General features: G+C 63.9%; 19 protein-coding genes, 3 tRNA genes and 2 rRNA genes (1 of these 24 only partly in view). 6 read left to right on the forward strand and 18 right to left on the reverse strand.

All coding sequences use genetic code 11. The features are described 5' to 3' along the window. From BB934_RS08030 to BB934_RS08045, 4 genes are all read right to left on the reverse strand, one after another. A 23S ribosomal RNA gene (locus BB934_RS08030) occupies positions 1 to 476 on the reverse strand (it extends 2333 nt beyond the left edge of the window). Positions 477 to 765: 289 nt separating this feature from the next. Next, positions 766 to 841, reverse strand: a tRNA-Ala gene (locus BB934_RS08035). A 24-nt stretch (positions 842 to 865) separates the two neighbouring features. Beyond that, positions 866 to 942: transfer RNA gene (locus tag BB934_RS08040), tRNA-Ile, on the reverse strand. A 177-nt stretch (positions 943 to 1119) separates the two neighbouring features. Beyond that, positions 1120 to 2606 (reverse strand): 16S ribosomal RNA (locus BB934_RS08045). Together the 16S and 23S rRNA genes with 2 tRNA genes alongside form the textbook arrangement of a ribosomal RNA operon. A gap of 95 nt (positions 2607 to 2701) precedes the next feature. On the opposite strand from BB934_RS08045, the gene BB934_RS46965 reads away from it, so the two are divergent. Next, positions 2702 to 3124 (forward strand): hypothetical protein, encoded by a 423-nt coding sequence (locus tag BB934_RS46965; RefSeq protein WP_157934082.1) that lies wholly within the window; start codon positions 2702 to 2704, stop codon positions 3122 to 3124. 282 nt (positions 3125 to 3406) lie between these two features. On the opposite strand, the gene BB934_RS08050 is transcribed toward BB934_RS46965, so the two are convergent. Then, positions 3407 to 3481, reverse strand: a tRNA-Gly gene (locus BB934_RS08050). A gap of 71 nt (positions 3482 to 3552) precedes the next feature. Beyond that, positions 3553 to 4644, reverse strand: a complete 1092-nt coding sequence (locus BB934_RS08055) for a 2'-deoxycytidine 5'-triphosphate deaminase (protein WP_099509161.1) — start codon at positions 4642 to 4644, stop codon at positions 3553 to 3555. Between the two features lie 218 nt (positions 4645 to 4862). On the opposite strand from BB934_RS08055, the gene apaG reads away from it, so the two are divergent. Continuing rightward, the gene (gene apaG, locus BB934_RS08060) at positions 4863 to 5255 is read left to right on the forward strand and encodes a Co2+/Mg2+ efflux protein ApaG (protein WP_099509162.1); all 393 of its coding nucleotides are present in this window, start codon (positions 4863 to 4865) and stop codon (positions 5253 to 5255) included. Between the two features lie 7 nt (positions 5256 to 5262). Beyond that, the gene (gene argE / locus BB934_RS08065; protein WP_099509163.1) at positions 5263 to 6435 is read left to right on the forward strand and encodes an acetylornithine deacetylase; all 1173 of its coding nucleotides are present in this window, start codon (positions 5263 to 5265) and stop codon (positions 6433 to 6435) included. A 171-nt stretch (positions 6436 to 6606) separates the two neighbouring features. On the opposite strand, the gene BB934_RS08070 is transcribed toward argE, so the two are convergent. From BB934_RS08070 to BB934_RS08080, 3 genes are read right to left on the reverse strand one after another with little or no spacing between them, the layout of a single operon-like run. After that, entirely contained in the window at positions 6607 to 7596 is a 990-nt protein-coding gene (locus tag BB934_RS08070; protein WP_099509164.1) for an Hsp33 family molecular chaperone, read from the reverse strand. Next, positions 7593 to 8519 (reverse strand): ornithine carbamoyltransferase, encoded by a 927-nt coding sequence (gene argF / locus BB934_RS08075; protein ID WP_099509165.1) that lies wholly within the window; start codon positions 8517 to 8519, stop codon positions 7593 to 7595. Before argF ends, BB934_RS08070 begins: the two co-directional genes overlap by 4 nt. Further along, the gene (locus BB934_RS08080) at positions 8516 to 9724 is read right to left on the reverse strand and encodes an aspartate aminotransferase family protein (RefSeq protein ID WP_099509166.1); all 1209 of its coding nucleotides are present in this window, start codon (positions 9722 to 9724) and stop codon (positions 8516 to 8518) included. Before BB934_RS08080 ends, argF begins: the two co-directional genes overlap by 4 nt. Before the next feature lie 374 nt (positions 9725 to 10098). Here BB934_RS08080 and BB934_RS08085 point away from each other — a divergent pair, with 374 nt between their 5' ends. Beyond that, positions 10099 to 10638 (forward strand): GcrA family cell cycle regulator, encoded by a 540-nt coding sequence (locus tag BB934_RS08085; RefSeq protein WP_099509167.1) that lies wholly within the window; start codon positions 10099 to 10101, stop codon positions 10636 to 10638. A 75-nt stretch (positions 10639 to 10713) separates the two neighbouring features. Here BB934_RS08085 and phoB read toward each other — a convergent pair whose 3' ends face one another. From phoB to BB934_RS08125, 8 genes are all read right to left on the reverse strand, one after another. Next, positions 10714 to 11430, reverse strand: coding sequence for a phosphate regulon transcriptional regulator PhoB (gene phoB / locus BB934_RS08090; protein ID WP_099509168.1), 717 nt, complete (start codon positions 11428 to 11430; stop codon positions 10714 to 10716). Between the two features lie 2 nt (positions 11431 to 11432). After that, complete coding sequence (gene phoU / locus BB934_RS08095; RefSeq protein ID WP_099509169.1) at positions 11433 to 12146, reverse strand: phosphate signaling complex protein PhoU; 714 nt, start codon at positions 12144 to 12146, stop codon at positions 11433 to 11435. A 29-nt stretch (positions 12147 to 12175) separates the two neighbouring features. Next, positions 12176 to 12994 carry a phosphate ABC transporter ATP-binding protein PstB gene (gene pstB / locus BB934_RS08100; protein ID WP_099509170.1) on the reverse strand — a complete coding sequence of 273 codons (819 nt, stop codon included), beginning with the start codon at positions 12992 to 12994 and terminating at the stop codon, positions 12176 to 12178. Further along, entirely contained in the window at positions 12991 to 13893 is a 903-nt protein-coding gene (gene pstA / locus BB934_RS08105; protein WP_099509171.1) for a phosphate ABC transporter permease PstA, read from the reverse strand. The genes pstB and pstA overlap by 4 nt, the downstream gene beginning before the upstream one ends. A gap of 10 nt (positions 13894 to 13903) precedes the next feature. Beyond that, positions 13904 to 14878, reverse strand: coding sequence for a phosphate ABC transporter permease subunit PstC (gene pstC / locus BB934_RS08110; protein WP_099509172.1), 975 nt, complete (start codon positions 14876 to 14878; stop codon positions 13904 to 13906). A gap of 35 nt (positions 14879 to 14913) precedes the next feature. Further along, positions 14914 to 15957 (reverse strand): phosphate ABC transporter substrate-binding protein PstS, encoded by a 1044-nt coding sequence (gene pstS / locus BB934_RS08115; RefSeq protein ID WP_099509173.1) that lies wholly within the window; start codon positions 15955 to 15957, stop codon positions 14914 to 14916. A 165-nt stretch (positions 15958 to 16122) separates the two neighbouring features. Next, positions 16123 to 17430 (reverse strand): ATP-binding protein, encoded by a 1308-nt coding sequence (locus BB934_RS08120; RefSeq protein WP_099509174.1) that lies wholly within the window; start codon positions 17428 to 17430, stop codon positions 16123 to 16125. 58 nt (positions 17431 to 17488) lie between these two features. Next, the gene (locus BB934_RS08125) at positions 17489 to 18553 is read right to left on the reverse strand and encodes a lysylphosphatidylglycerol synthase domain-containing protein (RefSeq protein ID WP_099509175.1); all 1065 of its coding nucleotides are present in this window, start codon (positions 18551 to 18553) and stop codon (positions 17489 to 17491) included. Between the two features lie 251 nt (positions 18554 to 18804). Here BB934_RS08125 and BB934_RS08130 point away from each other — a divergent pair, with 251 nt between their 5' ends. Continuing rightward, a complete protein-coding gene (locus BB934_RS08130) occupies positions 18805 to 20196 on the forward strand; it encodes a sensor histidine kinase (protein WP_099509176.1) in 1392 nt (463 codons plus the stop codon). 6 nt (positions 20197 to 20202) lie between these two features. Further along, positions 20203 to 20748, forward strand: a complete 546-nt coding sequence (cobU, locus tag BB934_RS08135) for a bifunctional adenosylcobinamide kinase/adenosylcobinamide-phosphate guanylyltransferase (RefSeq protein ID WP_099509177.1) — start codon at positions 20203 to 20205, stop codon at positions 20746 to 20748. A gap of 10 nt (positions 20749 to 20758) precedes the next feature. On the opposite strand, the gene BB934_RS08140 is transcribed toward cobU, so the two are convergent. Then, complete coding sequence (locus tag BB934_RS08140; protein ID WP_099509178.1) at positions 20759 to 21610, reverse strand: ABC transporter substrate-binding protein; 852 nt, start codon at positions 21608 to 21610, stop codon at positions 20759 to 20761. Positions 21611 to 21841: the final 231 nt, after the last annotated feature.

Consider the following 21841-nt stretch of genomic DNA (forward strand, 5'->3'; position numbering starts at 1 on the left):
GAGTACTTAGGCTTGGAGGGTGGTCCCCCCATGTTCAGACAGGATTTCACGTGTCCCGCCCTACTCAAATCCTGCAATCACCCTTTTCCGTACGGGGCTGTCACCCATACTGCCCGACTTTCCAGACGGTTCCGGTGAAGATCATGCAGGCATTGGCCTGGTCCGCGTTCGCTCGCCACTACTAACGGAGTCTCAATTGATGTCCTTTCCTCCAGGTACTTAGATGTTTCAGTTCCCTGGGTTCGCTTTAAACCCCTATTGAATTCAGGGTCTAATCCCTTCATCTGACCCTCCGTCTTGCAACCCCACCATCGCTGATGACGTCACAAGACAAAGGGTCGAAGGGGGGTTTCCCCATTCGGAGATCCTTGGATCAAAGCTCGTTCGCAGCTCCCCAAGGCTTATCGCAGCGTACCACGTCCTTCATCGCCTCTCAGCGCCAAGGCATCCACCAGATGCTCTTACGACACTTGATTACTCTCACGATCCATGTCCGCTCGGCAGCGCACACAAATCGTCAAAGAAAGACCTGTCTTTCGGATTTCTCCAAAAGACATGTTTTGCTTGCCAAGCATATCCGGCACAACGGCTGCGGGCCGTCGCTGGTTCGCGGGAACTAGGTGTCCCGCTTGCCGAATATGCTGCCTCTTTACGATTTCAAACATCCGCGCCGCCAAACCCGAGAAGGGCAGGGCACGAACCTCATGACATGATCCACGACCATGACGGATCATGGTCCATGGACACACCAAACATCAGGCATCGTGGTGGAGCCTGTCGGGATCGAACCGACGACCTGAAGCTTGCAAAGCTACCGCTCTCCCAGCTGAGCTAAGGCCCCTTGCTCAAACGAGCAGCACGATAATGGTGGGCCTGGGACGACTCGAACGTCCGACCTCACCCTTATCAGGGGTGCGCTCTAACCACCTGAGCTACAGGCCCAGTCGGCCATGACGAACAATCCCTGACGGGACCATCCCAGACCAACCGATGTTTGGATGTGAGAGAAGAGAAACGAAGACGGCAGCGTCCCGCATAGTGGGATCTGACTGATCCCTTGTGTTCAAAAGAGTTCCGATAGAACCGGCATGACGCCGCTTCGTAAGAGAACATCCTTAGAAAGGAGGTGATCCAGCCGCAGGTTCCCCTACGGCTACCTTGTTACGACTTCACCCCAGTCGCTGACCCTACCGTGGTCGCCTGCCCCCTTGCGGTTGGCGCAGCGCCGTCGGGTAAGACCAACTCCCATGGTGTGACGGGCGGTGTGTACAAGGCCCGGGAACGTATTCACCGTGGCGTTCTGATCCACGATTACTAGCGATTCCGCCTTCATGCACTCGAGTTGCAGAGTGCAATCCGAACTGAGACGGCTTTTTAGGATTAGCTCCCCCTCGCGGGTTCGCTGCCCTTTGTCACCGCCATTGTAGCACGTGTGTAGCCCAGCCCGTAAGGGCCATGAGGACTTGACGTCATCCCCACCTTCCTCTCGGCTTATCACCGGCAGTCCCCCTAGAGTGCCCAACCAAATGATGGCAACTAGGGGCGAGGGTTGCGCTCGTTGCGGGACTTAACCCAACATCTCACGACACGAGCTGACGACAGCCATGCAGCACCTGTGTTCCCGCCAGCCGAACTGAAGGATGCCGTCTCCGGCACCCATACGGGACATGTCAAAGGCTGGTAAGGTTCTGCGCGTTGCTTCGAATTAAACCACATGCTCCACCGCTTGTGCGGGCCCCCGTCAATTCCTTTGAGTTTTAATCTTGCGACCGTACTCCCCAGGCGGAATGCTTAAAGCGTTAGCTGCGCCACTGACGAGCAAGCTCGCCAACGGCTGGCATTCATCGTTTACGGCGTGGACTACCAGGGTATCTAATCCTGTTTGCTCCCCACGCTTTCGCGCCTCAGCGTCAGAACCGGACCAGTAAGCCGCCTTCGCCACTGGTGTTCTTGCGAATATCTACGAATTTCACCTCTACACTCGCAGTTCCACTTACCTCTTCCGGTCTCAAGCTCTACAGTATCGAAGGCAATTCTGTGGTTGAGCCACAGGCTTTCACCCCCGACTTATAAAGCCGCCTACGCGCCCTTTACGCCCAGTGATTCCGAACAACGCTAGCCCCCTTCGTATTACCGCGGCTGCTGGCACGAAGTTAGCCGGGGCTTCTTCTTCCGGTACCGTCATTATCGTCCCGGACGAAAGAGCTTTACAACCCTAAGGCCTTCATCACTCACGCGGCATGGCTGGATCAGGCTTGCGCCCATTGTCCAATATTCCCCACTGCTGCCTCCCGTAGGAGTTTGGGCCGTGTCTCAGTCCCAATGTGGCTGATCATCCTCTCAGACCAGCTACTGATCGTCGCCTTGGTGGGCCATTACCCCACCAACTAGCTAATCAGACGCGGGCCGATCCTTCAGCGATCAATCTTTCTGCTCTCGCACGTATCCGGTATTAGCCCAAGTTTCCCTGGGTTATCCCGAACTGAAGGGCACGTTCCCACGCGTTACTCACCCGTCTGCCACTCACCCCGAAGGATGCGTTCGACTTGCATGTGTTAAGCCTGCCGCCAGCGTTCGTTCTGAGCCAGGATCAAACTCTCAAGTTGAAGAATTTGATCTCGACTAAATCTCTACGCAAATTGACAGAGTGCACCCAATCTCCAGGTTTCCCCGGAAACGGTGTACTCACCAAAGCATAGACATGGTCGATATTCTTAACGATCGTTCATCGAACGATCCGCAAGGACACCGCCGCCTACGCTTCTCTTCCCCTCTCAACAATGTCAAAGAGCAAATGTCACATCCCCCTCAAGGGACGCAAACGGAACCTCAAGACAACCAGGCCGCCCTCGCAAGCCGCCCGATCCCCAAAGCCCCTCGGCACAAGCTCATCAGAACCGCGCCGCCGATGAAGAGGTTCTATCCGAAGCCCTTCCCTAGGTCAACACTAATTTCGAAGAATTTTCTCGAAATTTGCGTCGCCCAGCCGCCATTTTTCAGTATTCGGACAAGCTTCATCGTGCGCAAAAGCGTATTTGCCTTTGCGTTTATTTCTTTCAAATCGAAGATTTCGATCCGAAAGCTTCTCTTTTTCGTCAGAGGAGCCGGGAGAATTTGCCATTGACTGGCATCCGCGGCTCGTGCCGTTGGCCGGAACCTTTCCGGTTCCTGACCGCGACCCGGACAAGCTGCGAGGTCCGAGGATCTCGGCAGCGTCGGCATCGCGTGAGAGTGAAGCTCGCCCGAACTGAATTCCGGCGGGGCTGCGGATATGTCGATTCCCGGATCGTTTGTCAACACCGCGGATCGCATTTTAGGGAGTTTATGGCAGTGCAGGTAGACACGACTGCCTTTGCCGCAAGCAATGACGGCAGCCGGGAACGGATCGCACGATTTGGGGAAATGTTGGAGCGGGCGATGGGAATCGAACCCACGACATTCAGCTTGGGAAGCTGACGTTCTACCTCTGAACTACACCCGCGTGCCTCTATTCATATCCGGGCTTCGGCCTGTCCCGCAAGGGGGTCGGCGCCAAGTGTCATCGGACGTGGGTCACCGGAAGTGCTTCGAGAGCTTCAGCCCCTGCGCCTGATAGTTCGAACCCGCGCCGGCGCCGTAGAGCACCTTCGGCCGCTCGGCCATGCGCTCGTAGACGAGGCGGCCGACGATCTGCCCGTCTTCCAGGATGAAGGGAACATCGCGGGATCGCACCTCGAGCACCGCGCGGGCCCCCTCCCCTCCCGCTCCGGCATGGCCGAAGCCCGGATCGAAGAAGCCGGCGTAATGGACGCGGAACTCGCCCACCAGCGGATCGAAGGGCACCATCTCGGCGGCATAATCCGGCGGCACGTGCACCGCCTCCTTGGAGGCAAGGATGTAGAACTGGCCCGGATCCAGGATCAGGGTCCGGGAGGCATCGGCATAGAGCGGCTCCCAGAAATCGGCGACCCGGCAGGAGCCCGGCTTGTCCACGTCGACCAGGCCCGTATGGCGCTTGGCCCGATAGCCGACGAGGTTGTCCGCCCCGAAGCCCGCAAGATCGACGCTCACGGCGACGCCGTCCTGGATCGACGGCTCGGCCGAGGTCACGACGCGCTCGCGCTTATGCACCGCCAGAAGCTCGGCATCGCTCAGGCGCACATGGCCCTTGCGCAGGCGCAGCTGCGACAGGCGCGTGCCGGTACGGACCAGCACGGGGAAGGTGCGCGGCGAGATCTCGGCATAGAGGCGGCCGCGATAGCCTGCGCCGATCGTGTCGAATTCCTGGCTGCGGTCGGTAATCACCCGGGTGAACACGTCGATGCGGCCGGTCGAGCTCTTTGGATTGGCCGCCGCCGACAAGTCCTCCGGCAGGGCCAGCGCCTCCTGCAATTCGGCGATATAGACGCTGCCCGTCTCAAGGATGGCGCCTTTGCTCAGGTCGATCTCGTGGAAGCTCAGCTGGTCGAGCCGATCCTGAACCGTATGATTGCGGCCCGGCAGGAAGCTGGCGCGGACCCGGTAAGCGCGGCGCCCGAGCCTGAGATCGAGGCTGGCCGGCTGGACCTGATCGGAGGCGAACGGCGTCTCCGGTGCGATGACGCCCGCTTCCGCGAGGCGCACGATGGCATCAGCCGACTGGATCCCGTCCTTCACCGCAATCATGTTCGTCTTCCGAGGGCCCTGCCCTCTTTCAATGTTCAGCCTGGCAGTATTCTCTAAGGGCTGTTACGAAATTCTCAAAGGGTTTCTCAGGGCTTCTCGGGGTTTCTCGGGCATCCCGCACACTGCGGAACCGGTGCTCCGACCGTCTCGATTGACGAGGCTTTCGGGCCGCCTTACCACGGACGCATGGAATTCCTCCCCTCGCCGAAGGCGCGCGCATGTATCAGGCTGTGACCCGCGGCATCAGTGTGACGGTGACGCCGCGCTACATGCCGGAAGAGTCCTCGCCCGACCAGGGTCGCTACTTCTTTGCCTATACGGTCGAGATCATCAACGGGAGCCTGGACCGCGTCCAGCTGCGGTCGCGCTACTGGCGCATCACCGACGAGCACGGTCACGTGCAGGAGGTGCGCGGCGCGGGCGTCGTCGGCGAGGAGCCGGTGCTCGGTCCGGGCGAAAGCTTCAGCTATACCAGCGGCTGCCCCCTCCCGACCCCCAGCGGCACCATGCAGGGCACCTACCTCATGGAGACCGCCGGCGGCGAAACCTTCGACGCCGAGATTCCCGCCTTCTCCCTCGACATTCCCCGCACGAAACGCGTGCTTCACTGAGGTTTTCATGTCTCTCAACGGTCAGCGGTTCACGCCGCTCGAAATGCTGGCGAAGCTTGTCTCGTTCGACACCGTAAGCACGAAGTCGAACCTGCCCCTGATCGACTTCGTCGAGAGCTATCTGCAGAGCTGGAACGTGCCTTATGTGCGCGTGCCGAACGAGACCGGCGACAAGGCGGCGCTCTATGCCACCATCGGCCCGCAGGATCGCGGCGGGATCGTGCTCTCGGGACATACCGACGTGGTGCCGGTCACGGGCCAGGCCTGGACGGCCGACCCCTTCACGCTTCGCGTGGAGAACGGGCGCGCCTATGGGCGCGGTGCGGTGGACATGAAGGCGTTCGATGCGCTGGCGCTCGCCCTGGTTCCGGAATTCCTGGCGGCCGATCTCGTCACGCCGATCCACATCATGCTCTCCTATGACGAGGAGACGACGTGTCTGGGCGTCGTCGACACCATCCGCCGCCTCGGCCACGATCTGCCCCTGCCGGAAGCCGTGATCGTCGGAGAGCCGACGATGCTCGAAGTGGTGGATGCGCATAAAAGCGTCGTCACCTTCACCACCACCGTGCACGGCTTCGAGGCGCATTCCTCGAAACCCTATCTCGGCGCGAGCGCCGTGATGACCGCGGCCGAGATCATCGCGGAGCTCAACCGCATCGGCGACGATATGATGGCGCGCGGCGACACGAGCGGGCGCTTCGATCCGCCCTACACCACCGTGCATGTGGGCATCATCTCGGGCGGCACGGCGCGCAACATCCTCTCCAAGTCCTGCAGCTTCCATTGGGAGTTCCGCGGCCTGCCGAGCCTCGACCCTCAGGAGATCCCAGCGCGCCTCGACCGGTTCGTGCAGGAGGTCGCCCTCAAGCGTCTCAACCGCTTCGGCGAGTTCGGCCGGATCGAGACGGTGCTGCATGCCGACGTGCCGGGCCTCGCGCCCGATCCCGGCTCATCCGCGGAAGCGCTGGCGCTGCGTCTTGCCGGCAAGAACCATACGCAGACGGTGCCCTTCGGCACGGAGGCGGGGCATTACCAGCGCAGCGGCATTCCGACCGTCGTCTGCGGGCCTGGCTCGATCGATCAGGCGCATCAGCCGGACGAATACATCACGCTCGACCAGCTCGAGGCCGGCGCCGCCTTCATGCGGCGCCTCGCGGCAACCTGCGCGCGTTCATGAAACGGGACTGACCTCCTGCGCTGTCATCCCGGGGCCGCACAGCGGAGCCCGGGATCCATGCCACAACATTTGGAGGAGATGCGCGACGGCTGCAGTTGCGCGCTGTTCTGCGTCGTCAGCGGATATGGATCCCCGCCTGCGCGGGGATGACAAGGGGTGGCAGATTGCACGCTACGCTTCCGACTTGGCGATCTCCGCCTCGACCTCGACCGGGTCGAGATCGTAGAAGCGTGAGCAGAACTCGCAGGTGATGCCGATGCGGCCGTTGTCGCCGATCATGTCGTGGCGGTCCTGGGGAGAGAAGCGGCGCATCATGCCCATGATGCGCTCGTGCGAGCAGGTGCATTCCTCATGCACGCGCTGGCCCTCGAAGACGCGCACGCCGCGCTCGTGGAAGAGGCGGTAGAGCAGCCGCTCGCTGGAAACGGACGGATCGATCAATTCGTGATCTTCGACCGTCGCGACGAGCGACTTGGCCTCGACCCAGGCATCGTCCTCCGACGGGGCTGCCAGGTCGTTCGAAGGGTGCCCCTCCGGGATGTCGCCGGGATCGAGATCGGCCTGGCGCTGCCGCTCGGGGGACGAGGGCAGGAACTGGATCATCAGGCCGCCGGCGCGATAGGTCTGTCGGCCTTCCTCGAACTGCTCCGCCACCGCGAGGCGCACCTGCGTCGGGATCTGCTCGGACTGCCGGAAATACTCGTGCGCGGCTTCCTCGAGACCCTGGCCCTGCAAGGCCACGACGCCCTGATAGCGGCTGCGGTCGGAGCCCTGGTCGATGGTCATAGCGAGATAGCCGGACCCCAGCAGCTCGCCGGTTCCCGGCGAGGCCTGCCCGAGCGCCTCGAGCCTGTCCTTGTCGAACCGGGCGGTGGCGCGCAGGCGATCCGGCGCGTTGAAGTCGACGACGACCATGTCGATGATGCCGTCGGTCTTGGTCTGCAGCTGGAAGCGCCCCTCGAGCTTGAGGGATGCGCCGAGCATCACGGTCAGCGCGGCCGCCTCGCCGATGACGCGTGCGACCCGATCGGGATAGCCGTGGCGGGCGATGATGGTGTCGATGGAAGCCCCGAGACGCACCACGCGCCCGCGCACGTCGAGCGGCTCGACCGAGAACGGCAGGACGATGTCGTCGTTTCCTTCGAACGGGGCCGAGCTCATGCGTTTGCCGCTCCGAGGCACCACGCCAGGATTCCCTTCTGCGCGTGAAGCCGGTTCTCGGCCTCGTCGAAGACCACGGATTGCGGGCCGTCCATGACCTCGTCCGTCACCTCCTCGCCGCGATGGGCGGGAAGGCAATGCATGAAGAGCGCTTCCTTGTCGGCCACGCCCATCAGCCTGCCGTTGACCTGGTACGGCTTCAGCAGGTTCTGACGGCGGAACTCGTCGTCGTCGCCCATGGACACCCAGCAATCGGTGACGACGGCATGGGCGCCCTCGGCGGCTTCATAGGCATCGGTGGTCACGGTGATCCGAGCCCCTTCCTGTTTCGCCCAGGACAAAAGCTCGGGGCGCGGGGCAAGTTCCGGCGGCGATGCGATCTTCAGCGTGAAATCGAGCCGCGCTGCCGCATGGACCCAGGAGGCGAGCACGTTGTTGGAGTCGCCCGCCCACGCGACGGTCCGTCCTTGAATAGAGCCGCGATGCTCCTCGAAGGTCATGATGTCGGCCATGATCTGGCACGGATGCGTCGTCTTGGTGAGGCCGTTGATCACGGGGATCGAGGCGTATTGGGCAAGCTCCGTCACCATGGCGTGGTCGAGGGTGCGGATCATGATCGCGTCCACGTAGCGCGAGAGAACCCGCGCCGTGTCGGCGATGCTCTCGCCGCGGCCGAGCTGCATTTCCTTGCCCGTAAGCATCAGCGTCTCGCCGCCGAGCTCGCGCATGCCCACATCGAAGGAGACGCGGGTGCGGGTGGAGGGCTTGTCGAACACCATCGCCAGGACCTTGCCCTCGAGCGGGCGGTCCTTCGCCTTCTCGCCCCGGCGGCGCTTGGCCTTGAGCTCGAGGCCGATGTTCAGGAGATGCCGGATCTCGGCGCCGGAAAAATCGCTGAGATCGAGGAAGTGACGGGTCTTCATTGAACGGCTCCCAGCTGAGCGGTCGATTTCTGCTCAGCTTCGATGGCGAGGCACGCGGCATCGATACGATTGACGGCGTCGGAGATCTCCGCATCGCCGATGATCAGCGGCGGCAGGAGACGGGCCACGTTGTCGCCGGCGCCGATGACGAGCAGCTTCTGCGCACGGGCCGCGGCGATGAACTCGGTGTTGGGCGGCACAAGGCGCAGGCCCATCATGAGGCCCTGGCCGCGCACATCGCCGATGACGCTCGGATGGCGGTCCTTCAGCTCGGCGAGCCGCTGCTTGAGCAACAGGCCCTTGCGCTCGACCTCCTTCAGGAAGCCGGGCTCCAGGATCACGTCGAGCACCGCGTTGCCCACCGCCATGGCGAGCGGGTTGCCGCCGAAGGTGGTGCCGTGGGTGCCGACCGTCATGCCCCTGGCGGCCTCGGACGTGGCGAGGCAGGCGCCCATCGGGAAGCCGCCGCCGATGCCCTTGGCCACCGACATGATGTCGGGCGTCACGCCGGTCCATTCATAGGCAAAGAGCTTGCCGGTGCGGCCGACGCCGGTCTGGATCTCGTCGAAGATCAGGAGCAGGCCGTGCTTGTCGCAGAGGCTGCGCAATTCGCGCAGGAAGGCGTTCGAGACCGTGCGGACGCCGCCCTCGCCCTGGATCGGCTCGATCATGAGCGCCGCCGTCTCGGGGCCGATAACGGCTTTGAGGGCCTCGATATCCTCGACCGGCACCTGGTCGAAGCCTTCCACCTTCGGGCCGAAGCCCTCCAGATACTTGGCCTGGCCGCCGGCTGCGATGGTCGCCAGCGTCCGGCCGTGGAAGGCGCCCTCGAACGTGACAATGCGGAAGCGCTCCGGATGGCCGTTCGCGGCGTGGTGCTTGCGGGCCATCTTGATGGCCGCTTCGTTCGCCTCGGCGCCGGAATTGGAGAAGAAGACCACATCCGCGAAGGTGTTCTCGACCAGACGCTTGGCCAGCCGTTCGCCTTCCGGGATCTGGAAGAGGTTCGAGGTGTGCCAGACCTTGGTGGCCTGCTCGGTGAGAGCCTGGACGAGGTGCGGATGGGCGTGCCCCAGGGCATTGACCGCGATCCCGGCGCCGAAATCGAGATATCGCTCGCCATCTCGGCCGTAGAGCCAGGCCCCCTCCCCCTTCTCGAAGGAAAGCTCCGCACGTGCGTAGGTCGGCAGCAATGGCGATGTCACAGGTCGTCTCCGCCTTGAGAGGCCCAAGGTCGCACCCAGGCCCCGAAAAAGAAAGCGCCGCCCCAGCGGGGGCGGCACAGCGGGGGATTCTAGTCAGGAGCGAGACCCTGTCAATTCAAGAGAAATGAACTGACTCATCACAAGGAATTTTTGCCGGAGGAGAGTTCCTTGGGGAAAACGACAGGGCCTGTTCGGGGACTCTTGCGCCGGAGTCCACCCATCCTGTACCTTCCGGTTAGTCGAGTACGGCATTCGTGCGGCGGCATTCACCCTCAGGAGCGACCCTCGCAAACGCGGTCGGACGTAAAAACCCTGTCCGCGAGGCATCCGGGATTCTGAGCTTGAAGACCGCCGACGATGGAGGCAGATTAAAAATGATGGATGCGGGCGCAACTTGGACGGACGAGCGGGTCGAGCTTCTCAAGAAGCTCTGGATCGACGGTTTGAGCGCGAGCCAGATCGCCGCCGAGCTTGGCAACGTGACCCGCAACGCGGTAATCGGGAAGGTTCACCGCCTCGGCCTGTCCGGCCGCGCGAAGGACGCCAAGCCTGCCGCCTCGGCCGCAGCGACCCGCGCCCGCAAGGCCACTCGCGCCCCCAGCGCTCCGGCTCCCATCCCGCCGCAGGTGCACAACAGCAACGTGGTGATCGCCCCGATCCCGCTGCAGCCCGTGACCAGCGTGCCGGAGGTCTTCGTCGAGGACGACATCGCGGTTCCCATGTCGGAGCGCGTGACCATCATGGATCTGCGCGAGTCGATGTGTCGCTGGCCCATGGGCGATCCGACCAAGCCGGAATTCCGCTTCTGCGGCGCCCGTTCGATCACGGGCCTGCCCTATTGCACCCATCACGCCCGCATCGCCTATCAGCCGGTGGCCGATCGCAAGCGCGAGCGGAAGCTGATCCGGGCTTAAATCAGAGATTTTCCAAAAAGAGGGCCGCGCCGATGGTCTTTCGGCGCGGCCCTTTCATTTGCTTGAAGCCCTCTTTCAGGCCTCCAGCGCCTGCTCCTCGCGGGCGAAGGTCTCGTCGAAGGAATAGCCGGCGCCGCGCACCGTGCGGATGGGATCGGGCCGGCGCGGCAGGTTGATCGCCTTGCGCAGGCGGCCCACATGCACGTCCACGGTGCGCTCGTCGATATAGACGTCGTGGCCCCAGACGGCATTGAGCAGGTGCTCGCGGGAAAAGACGCGGCCCGGGCTCTGCATCAGGAATTCCAGCAGGCGGAACTCCGTCGGTCCGAGATGCAATTCGTGACCCGAACGCCGCACGCGGTGTGTCTCGCGGTCGAGCTCGATGTCGCCGGCCCGGAGAAGGGTTGCGATATGGGTCGGCTTCGCCCGGCGCAGGAGCGCACGCACCCGCGCCAGCAGTTCCGGCACCGAGAAGGGCTTGACGATGTAGTCGTCCGCGCCCGTGGAAAGGCCGCGGATACGGTCGCCTTCTTCCCCACGCGCCGTGAGCATGATCACCGGCAGCCGCTCGGTCTCGGTGCGCGCCCGGATGCGCCGGCACAGCTCGATGCCGGAAAGGCCCGGCAGCATCCAGTCGAGCAGCACGATGTCGGGCACCTGCTCGCGCAGGCGGATCTCCGCCTCGTCGCCGCGGGACACGCCGTCGACATCGTAGCCTTCGGCCTCGAGGTTGTAGCGCAGGAGGAGCATCAGGGGCTCCTCGTCCTCCACGATCAGAACGCGAGGTCCCATCGTCAGGCTCCCGGCGCCATTGTGGTATCGATGGACCGGTCGGCCTTGGGCCTGTCGATGGCCAGCGTCTCGGCCGTGACGAGATAATGCACCGTCTCGGCGATGTTGGTGGTGTGGTCGCCGATGCGCTCGATGTTCTTGGCGCAAAACAGAAGATGCGTGCAGAACGAGATGTTGCGCGGATCTTCCATCATGTAGGTCAGGAGCTCGCGGAAGAGCGAGGTATAGAGCGCGTCGATGGCACCATCCCGCTTCCACACGTCGAGGGCCTTTGCCGTATCCTTCTGCGCATAGGCGTCGAGCACGTCCTTGAGCTGGCCGAGGACGAGATCGCCCATGTGCTGGAGACCGACGACGATCTTCTGCGGCTGGAAGTCGTCGCCGATGGCAAGCGCCCGCTTGCCGATGTTCTTCGCCATGTCGCCGATGCGCTCCACATCGCCGGAGATGCGGATGGCGGAGATGGTCTCGCGCAGGTCGATGGCGAGCGGCTGGCGCCGGGCGATGGTGAGAATGGCGTTCTCCTCCACGTCGCGCTGAAGCACGTCGAGGCGCGCGTCGGAGGCGATCACCGCCTGAGCCAGCGCCTTATCGTGACGCACCAGCGCCGCGATGGACTCGACGAGCATCTTCTCGGCGATGCCGCCCATCTCGGAGATGCGCTGCCGCAATCCCTGCAGGTCGTTGTCGTAGGAGCTGACGATATGCTCCGCCATGGGATAGGCCTCCCCCTTGAGCGCTTCGATCAGCCGAAGCGGCCGGTGATGTAATCCTGAGTCTGCTTCTTCACCGGGTTCATGAACATCCGGGTCGTGGGCCCGAACTCCACGAGCTCGCCGAGATACATGAATGCCGTGAACTGCGAGATGCGCGCCGCCTGCTGCATGTTGTGCGTGACGATCACGATGGTGAATTCGGAGCGGAGCTGCTCGATCAGCTCCTCGATCTTGCCGGTCGAGATCGGGTCGAGCGCCGAGGTCGGCTCGTCGAGCAGGATCACTTCGGGCTTCTGCGCGATGGTGCGTGCGATGCACAGGCGCTGCTGCTGGCCGCCCGACAGGCCCATGCCGGACTGGCGCAGCTTGTCCTTCACCTCGTCCCACAAGGCTCCTTTGCGCAAGGCCTCCTCGACGCGGTCGTCGAGCTCCGATCTCGAGAGCTTTTCGTAGAGTTTGATGCCGAAGGCGATGTTGTCGTAGATCGACATCGGGAACGGGGTCGGCTTCTGGAACACCATGCCGACGCGGGCGCGAAGCTCGTTCACGTCGATGGAGGGCGAGAGCACGTTCTGCCCGTCGAGCAGGATCTGCCCGTCGGCGCGCTGTTCCGGATAGAGGCTGTAGATCCGGTTGAAGGTGCGCAGCAGCGTCGACTTCCCGCAGCCGGAGGGGCCGATGAGGGCGGTCACCTGCCGGTCGTAGAAATCGAGCGATATGTCCTTCAGGCTGCGGAAATCGCCGTAGTGGAAATTCAGATCCCTGACGGCGATGCGCACAGGCGCGCCGGTATCCGCAGCGGCCGCGTTTCCGATGGCGCTGCTGGCTGAGACGGCAATCGAGCTCATCGGACTTTATCCTTCCTCAGGAGCAGGCGCGCCACGACGGACAGCGCCAGGATCGACATGGTGATGATGAGCGCGCCGGCCCAGGCAAGCTCGCGCCAGTTCTCGTAAGGCGAGAGCGCGAACTGGAAAATCATGACCGGCAGGTTCGAGACGCCGCCCATCAGGGTCGGGTTGAACCAGAAATTGTTGTTGAGAGCGGTGAAGAGCAGCGGCGCGGTCTCGCCGGCGATGCGGGCGGTCGCCAGCAGCACGCCCGTGACCATGCCGGCCCGGGCCGCCTTCCAGCTGATCTGGATGATCACCGTCGACATCGGCGCGCCGAGCGCCGCTCCCGCCTCGCGCAGGGAACCCGGCACGAGACGCAGCATGTCCTCGGTGGTGCGCACGATGACGGGAACCGCGATGATCGCGAGCGCCACGCCGCCGGCCCAGCCGGAATATCCCCCCATGGGCTGCACCATGAGCATGTAGACGAAGAGGCCGATGAGAATGCTGGGCGCGGCGAGCAGGATGTCGTTCACGAAGCGGATGACTTCGGCGAGCTTGGAGCCCTTGCCGTATTCGGCGAGATAGGTGCCGGCCAGAACGCCGACCGGGGTGGCCACGACGATGCCGAGGAATGTCAGGATCAGGCTGCCGACGATGGCATTGGCGATGCCGCCGCCCTTTGTGCCGGGCCCCGGCGTCGTCTCGGTGAAGACCGCCGGCGACAGGCCGCCGATGCCCTCGTAGAGAAGCATCAGCAGGATCCAGCCGAGCACGGTCGCGCCGAGGATCGTGAACAGGGTGCAGACGATCTTGAGAGCGCGGTCGGCCACGTGACGGCTGCGGCGTACGCGTCCCCATGGAGCGGGTGTCGCGGTCGTCGGCGCGACGCGGGTTTGCAGAGCGGTGTCCATGGTCAACTCCCTAACCCACCTTCACGCGCGACACGAGGAACCGCGCGAGCACGAGCACGGCGAACGTGACCAGGAACAGGATGCAGCCCAGCGCCATGAGCGCGTTCAGCTGCAGGCCGATGGCCTCGTTGAATTCGTTGGCGATGCGCGAGGCGATGGTGGAGCCCGGGTCGAACAGGGAGCCGGACAGGCGGTTGGCGTTGCCGACCACGAAGGTCACCGCCATCGTCTCGCCCAGCGCACGGCCGAGACCGAGCATGACGGCGCCGATGATGCTGACGCCCGCCTGCGGCAGGAGCACGTTGCGCACAACCTCCCAGGTGGTGCAGCCGATGCCGTAGGCGCTCTCGCGCAGCACCGACGGGATCTGATCGAGAATGTCGCGTGCGATCGAGGCGATGAAGGGAATGATCATGATCGCGAGGATGATGCCGGCCGTCAGGATGCCGACACCGGAGGGCGTGCGCGCATAGAGGATGGTGCCGACGATGGGCATGCCCTCGACGATGTTCGACACCGGGATCTGCACGTAATTCGCGAAGAGCGGCGCGAAGACGAAGAGGCCCCACATGCCGTAGATGATGCTGGGAACCGCGGCGAGCAGCTCGATGGTGGTCGCCACCGGCCGCTTGAGCCAGGGCGGGCAGAGCTGCGTGAGGAAGATCGCGATGCCGAGGGAGAGCGGGACGCCGATGACGAGGGCGATCAGGGCGGTCGACAGGGTGCCGACGATGGCGACCCAGGCGCCGTACTGATCCTCGTTGACGTTCCACACGCTCGAGGTGATGAAGCCGAGGCCGAATTCGCGGAAGGCGGGCAGGCCGCCATAGATCATCGAGCCGAGAATGCCCGCGAGAACGATCAGCACCAGAAGGGCCGAGCCGAGGCTCGCGAGGCGGAAGAGCCGGTCATAGCCCGGCGGTGGGGATCGGCGAGCGGGAGCAGCCGCGCCCGACACGAGACGTTCTTGCGAGAGAGCTACCATTCGCCGATCCGCTTTGTTGTTCGATCGAGATCAGATTATTGCGTGAAGACCGGCTGGCCCGAGGCGCTCTTGATCTCGCTCTTCCATGTGGCACGCACCTGATCCTTAAGCTGGGTCGGGAGCGGAACATAGTCGAGTTCGACAGCCATCTGGTCGCCCTTCTTGAACGACCAGTCGAAGAACTTCAGGGCCTCGGCCACCTGCTCCGGCTTCTCCGGATTCTTGGGAACCAGGATGAAGGTCGGCGCGGTGATCGGCCAGGCCTCGTCGCCGGGCTGGTTCGTCAGCGAGATGCCGAAACCGGGAGCCGACTTCCAGTCTGCATTGGCGGCAGCGGCCTGGAAGGTCTTGGCCTCCGGCGCCACGAACTTGCCGTTCTTGTTCTGGAGCTGGGCGAAGGGGATGCTGTTCTGCTTGGCGTAGGCATATTCGACGTAGCCGATGGAGTTCGGCACCTGCTTCACGAGAGCGGCGACGCCCTCGTTGCCCTTGCCGCCCTGGCCGACAGGCCACTGCACCGAGGCGCCGGCGCCGGGGCCGCTCTTCCAGCTCTCAGACACCTGCGACAGGTAGGTGGTGAAGACGCTGGTGGTGCCCGATCCGTCAGAGCGGTAAACCGGAGTGATTGCGGAATTGGGGAGCGTCACGCCCTGGTTGGCCTGGGCGATCTTGGCATCGTTCCACTTGGAGATCTTGCCGTTGAAGATGTCGGCGAGAACCTCGCCCGTCAGCTTGAGCTGGCCGGCGGCAACGCCCTGGACGTTGTAGACGGCGACCACGCCGCCCATGACGGCCGGGAACTGGACGAAGCCGTCCTTCTGAAGCTCCTCGCCCTTGAGGGGCGCATCGGTCGCGCCGAAATCGACGGTCTTGGCCCGGATCTGGCGGATGCCGCCGCTGGAGCCGATTGACTGATAGTTCATCCGGTTCCCGGTTTCCTTGTAATAGGTCTCGGCCCATTTGGCGTAGATCGGGAACGGGAAGGTCGCGCCTGCGCCGGTGATGTCGGCTGCAGATGCCGTGGTCGTGAGGCTCGCGACGGCCAGGCCAGCCGCAATGGCGTAGGACATAATCTTCACGGGTCAGTCTCCTGTTCATGCAAGCGCGACAGGCAGCTCGAAAAGCCTGGGCCGTGTCACGCGATGGGACAGCTAGGCCCGACGGATGTCTCCTCTACGACAGTTGGATGACAATTACATGACACCCGGAAAGGATCCCCTGCCCACGCTGGAATCCACGGCCTGTCAGCGGCCGTGGCCGGCCTCCGGGAAAGTGACCGTGAACCGGGCTCCCTCCCCCGGCTCGCTGACGATCTCGAAATGGCCCCTATGGCGATTGACGATGTGCTTGACGATGGCGAGGCCGAGGCCGGTTCCGCCCTTGTCGCGGCTCTGGACGACATCCACCCGATAGAACCGCTCGGTCAGGCGCGGCAAGTGCTCGGGGGCGATGCCGGGGCCGTAATCCTGCACGGAGAAGGCCGCTCGCCTTCCCGCACCTCCGGCGGAGGTATCGATCCGGGAAACCTCCACATCCACCTTCCCGCCGCTCTCGCCGTACTTGACCGCATTCTCGATCAGGTTCTCGGCAATGCGCAGAAGCTCGTCGCGGTCTCCGAGAATGAGCACAGGCTCGTCCGGCAGCCGGGCCTGGATCGCGACTCCCCGCTCCTTCGCCAGGGGCGACAATGTTTCGACCATCTGGGCCGCGATGGAGCGAAGATCAACCGTCTGCGTGGGGGAGAGGTGGGCCCGCATCTCGATGCGCGACAGCGACAGGAGGTCGTCGATCAGGCGCTTCATGCGCTGCGCCTGCCCCTTCATGATGTCGAGGAACCGCTCCCGCGCCTTGGCGTCGTCGCGGGCCGGGCCCTGCAGGGTCTCGATGAAGCCCAGGACGGAGGCCAGCGGCGTGCGCAGCTCGTGGCTCGCATTGGCGACGAAATCGGCGCGCATGGCCTCGAGACGCCGGGCCGAGGTGAGGTCGCGGAAGAACAGGACGACCCCGGCCTGGATATCGGCATGGCTGGCCGCATCGGACTGCAGCGGGCCGATATGGACCTCGAAGGTCCGCTCGGTCGGGATCCGCTCCGAATACTCGACCCGCAGGGGCTCCCCCGTGTCGAGGACCTTCTGGATGCCGTCGAGCACATCCGGGCTGCGCAGGGCGAAGGACAGGGGGTGCCCTGTCTTCAGGCCGGGCAGGAGCGCGTGGGCGGCCTTGTTGGCCTCGAGCACCACCGCCCGCGGGTCCACCAGGATGACGGGATCCGGGATATGGGCCAGAACCGCCTCGGCGACACTCGAGCGCGGAGACGGCTTCGGCTGCGGCCTGATCGCGGCGCCGAGGCTGCGCTTCGGTCCGGCGACGAGGAAACCGGCCAGTACAGCCACCGCGGCCCAGAGCAGCAGCCACGCATCGCCGTAACCCCGCACCAGGGCCACGGCCACCAGCACGAAGCAGGTCACGACAGCCCCGCGCCAAGCGGCATCCCGAACCGGGGTGGCGCTCTGCCGGCCGGCATCCGGCGGGAGGTCGTCAGGATCGCTCATGGGAGGAATGCAGGTTGGAGGGGCCGCCGGCCCTGTTTAGGGCAGGCGCCGGCAGGTGTCATCTCCCGCCAAGCTCCGCCTCGGCCGGGACGTCGCTCTCGTCCGGCTTGAAGGCGATCCGGGCCGAGCGGATGCGGTTGCGGATCTCATAGGCTCCGAGGATCGCGAGAGCGATCACGAAGGGAACGAGGTAATAGCAGAGGCGGTAGAGGAGCAGCGCACCCAGGACCGGCTCGCGGGGATAGTTCGAGAGGGCCAGCAGGATGGTGGCCTCGAAGACTCCGAGGCCGCCCGGGGCATGGCTCGCAACGCCGAGCATGACGGCAAGAATATAGACCGCCAGGAAGGTTTCGAAGCTGAGATTGTGCCCACCGGGCAGCAGCACGAAGAGGACGCCGGCTCCGGCGCAGACATCGCCGGCGCCGATCAGGATCTGAGCAAGCGAAAGGCGAAAGCCCGGCAACTCCAGCTTCCAGCCCTGGATCTTCACGGCACGGCGTTTGAGCGACACCCAGATCATGTAGCCGACGACGAAGACGGCGGCGCCCAGGCCCACCAGCTGGTTCATCCAGATATGGGTGTAGACGAGGCTCGCGAGCTCGTCGGCCATCCTGATCAGGCTCCAGGCGAGAACCAGGGCCATGCCGAGCCAGAAGGTCACCCCGGCGATCACGGTGAGGCTCGCCACCCGGCCGGGGCTCACGCCCTTCGGGGCGTAGATCCAGTAGCGGACGGTACCCGCCGTCAGCAGGGGGAAGCCCAAGGTGAAGCTCACCGCATAGCTCGTGAAGGAAGCCAGGGCGGTGGTGCGGTAGGGGATCTGCAGCTTGAGCTGCCGCAGGGCGATGGCATCGTAGCAGGTCAGCAGGCTGTAGCTGAGGGCGGTGAGGAGCACCGCGAGGCCGATCTGGCGAAGGCTTGCTGCAGTGAAAGCTGATTTCAGTTCGTTGACATCGATTTCCGATACAATGTGCCAGAGAACTACCAGAGAGGCGCCGAACAGGAGAATGCTCGCCGCCATCCCGATCCAGGCGAAGCGGCGGGAGCGCCGCTCCTTGGGATGGAGCGCTTCGGCAGAAGACATCTCCGGCGGGGACACCGGCTGGGGACTCATATCATTCATGAAAACTGTCAATCAGCCTCAGCTGTAGAGAGGTCGCGTCGGGATGCGATGGCTGTCCTGCATCTAGGCGCTGGCGGGAAGAAGCGCCAGAGCCGCCGGCCTTTTAATGGTTTCGCAAGGCTGGCGCTACTCTTTCACGCCGGAAACCGCTGCATCGGATCGCTGTGGGTTGTCAGCCTCGAAAAAGGCCTACAACAATGCACTCATCGACCGACGGGACTTGGCCGCACGCACGGCCCCAGGAGTTTTGAGTGGATTTCAAGGAAACGGAAACGCAATTCGCTGTCCTGGCGGAATCTCTGCCCCAACTCGTGTGGTCTTCCCGTGCCGATGGTTCCGTCGATTACGTCAATCGCCGGTGGCGAGAGTTCACCGGACTCCAGCCCGAGGAATCCATGGGGGAAGGCTGGCAGAGTGCCGTTTATCCCGACGATCTGCCCGAGGTGCTGGAGCACTGGCGCCACTCGCTCGACACGGGCGAGCCCTATGAGCGCGAATACCGGATCAGGAATGCCGAGGGACGATATGAGTGGTTCCTCAGCCGGGCGATCCCGATTCAGGATCTGACCGGACACATCGCGCGCTGGTTCGGCACAAGCACCAACATTCATGACCAGAAAAGGACCGAGGAAACCGTTCGCATGCTCGAGAGCCAGTACCGGCTCGCGCTCGAAGCCGCCGATCTCGGAACCTGGCAGATCGATCTGGAGAACGACCTGATCACCTGGGACGAGGGCACCTGCTCCCTCTATCGCCTTCCCCATAACGGCTTGTACAGCCTCACCCTCGAGCAGGCCTGGACGATGATCCATCCCGAGGATATCGAGGACGTGAAGGCGCGCATTGCCGCCGTCGCCGATCCGGATACCGATGGAGAGTACGATAGCGAATACCGTGCCATTCTCCCGGACGGAAGGCTCCGCTGGTTTCGCTCGCACGGCCAAACCCTTTATGCGAATGAGGGCGGCACACGGCGCGCAATCAGTCTCTATGGCGTCGTCAGCGACATCACCGAGCGGCACGCCCTTGAAGAAGCACAGAAGCTTCTCACGCGGGAGCTCAATCATCGCGTGAAGAACCTGTTCGCCATTGCCAACGGCATGGTCTCCATGACGGCCCGCACGGCCAAGGATCCCAAGGACATGGCCAACGCCCTGCGCGGGCGGCTCAGCGCACTCTCGCGGGCGCACGAGCTCGTGCAGCCCGCCTCGCCGAATGCCCCAGGCACCGGGGCAGACGTGGAACTCGCCCGGCTGATCGAGGCCGTTCTCGATCCCTACCGGCAGGCCGGCGAGAACGCGATCATCATCGAGGGACCGGGCGTTGCCGTCGGCTCCAACACGACCACGAGCCTTGCACTGGTCCTGCATGAACTGGCGACCAATGCCGCCAAATATGGCTGTCTCTCCTGCGCCGAGGGCGCGCTTGCAATCCGCTGGACGCTGCAGGACGGGAATGTCGACCTGCTTTGGGTCGAGAGCGGCGGTCCGCTCATCGAGAGCCCGCCAACCTTCGAGGGTTTCGGCACGCAGCTGACCCAGAGAAGCATCACGGGACAGCTCGGCGGCACTCTCGACCGTGAATGGCTGCCGGAGGGTCTGCACGTCCACATGATCCTACCGCTCGACCGGCTGGCGGCCTGACCGATCATGGCCGTGCATCGCCGCGTCCTTGTGCTGGGCGGAGCGCGCTCCGGGAAAAGCCGCATCGCCTTGCAGCTCGCCGAGAGCGCATCGCCCGAGCGAACCTACATCGCGACGGCGCAGGCCTTCGACGACGAGATGCGCGAACGCATCGCGCAGCATCGCATGGAGCGAGATGCCTCATGGCAGACGATCGATTCGCCGCTCGAGCTTTGCGATGCCCTTCGCGACCTGACCGCTCCTGGCAAAGCCGTGCTGGTCGATTGCCTGACACTCTGGCTCTCCAACATCATTCTCGCCGATCGCAATCCGGAGCCTGAGACGGAGCGTTTGGTTCGATTGATCCGGGAGGCGCGTGGACCCCTCATCCTGGTCTCGAACGAGGTCGGGCACGGCATCGTACCCTCGACCCCTCTTGGGCGAAGCTTTCGGGACGCTCAGGGCCGCCTGAATCAGCGTGTTGCGGAGGCCTGCGATGCCGTCGTCTTCGTGGCGGCCGGCTGCCCGATCCTCCTCAAGCCCGCCCCTGCCCTGCAGCTGCGGCTGGAGTGATCGAGGCCTCTCACCGTACTTTGGCCTGAACCTCGGCTCTCACAGCATCGATGGCCGCCGGCGTCGCCGGGCCACCGCAGATCGTAAGCCGGCCAGGGACCGCCAAGCGGCGCTCCGGTGGCACCGCGTCTGCCAGTGCCGGATGAGCGAACAAAGCCGTCCCATTGTCACGCGCCCTCCCGGAATCGGCATCGACGAGCAGGAAATCTGGCGGCGTTACCACGATCGTCTCGAGGCGTGCCGCCCCGCCGGCTGACAATCCGAGAGCCTCCTGATGAAGGGAGAAGCCCATATGGGCCAGGATTTCGCCAAGGGGCGAACGGGCGCCGGCGACCCAGCCTCCGCGCTCGTAGACCAGGATGCTGCGCTTGCCCGGAACGATCCCTCGCGCCCGCTCCAAGGCCCCGTCGATCCGAGCAATCAGCTCCTTGCCCCGTTCCGGGTGTCCCAACCTGCGAGCCAAGCTGCGGATCTGCTCGCGCCCATCCTCAAGGCTTGACCACGACCCAAGGGACAGGACCTCAAATCCCTGCCGTTTGAGAAGGGCAGCCTGTTCCTGTTGGCCGTAGGTGCCGGCCAGAACGAGATCGGGCCGGTCGAACAGCAATGGCTCGACACCGCCGTCATTCACGCGAAAGCCGGCGGCTTCTTCGGCCATGAAGGACATGGAAGGATCGCGGGCCAGCCGGCTCAGGGACGCGATCTGAGAGCGGTCCGCCAGGGCGAGCAGCAGTTGATCCGTGCAGAGATTGAGCGATGCGACCCGCCGCGGCCCCGATTGGGCACAGACCGCCTCGGCCATGGACAACAGCAAGCCTGCAAGCAGAAGCAACCCTGTGAAACGCCGGCAAGCCCGGGGCATGGCAAGTGTCCTTCGATGGCTGTCCTACAGCCTCCGTAAACCGGTCATGAAGCCTCTTGGGTGACCCGTCAACCGCCGCCCTCGCGTAGTATTACGGTGCGGCAAATAGGGACATGAAAGAAGATCCGATTTCGGGAATCGTATAATTGACGCTGCGTCATCTCGTCCTTGGTCAAATTCACCGAAGATTAAGGATTTGCTGTCCGCTAAACGCTTCGATCCGCGGATACC

The organism is Microvirga ossetica, from assembly GCF_002741015.1.
Taxonomy (GTDB): domain Bacteria; phylum Pseudomonadota; class Alphaproteobacteria; order Rhizobiales; family Beijerinckiaceae; genus Microvirga; species Microvirga ossetica.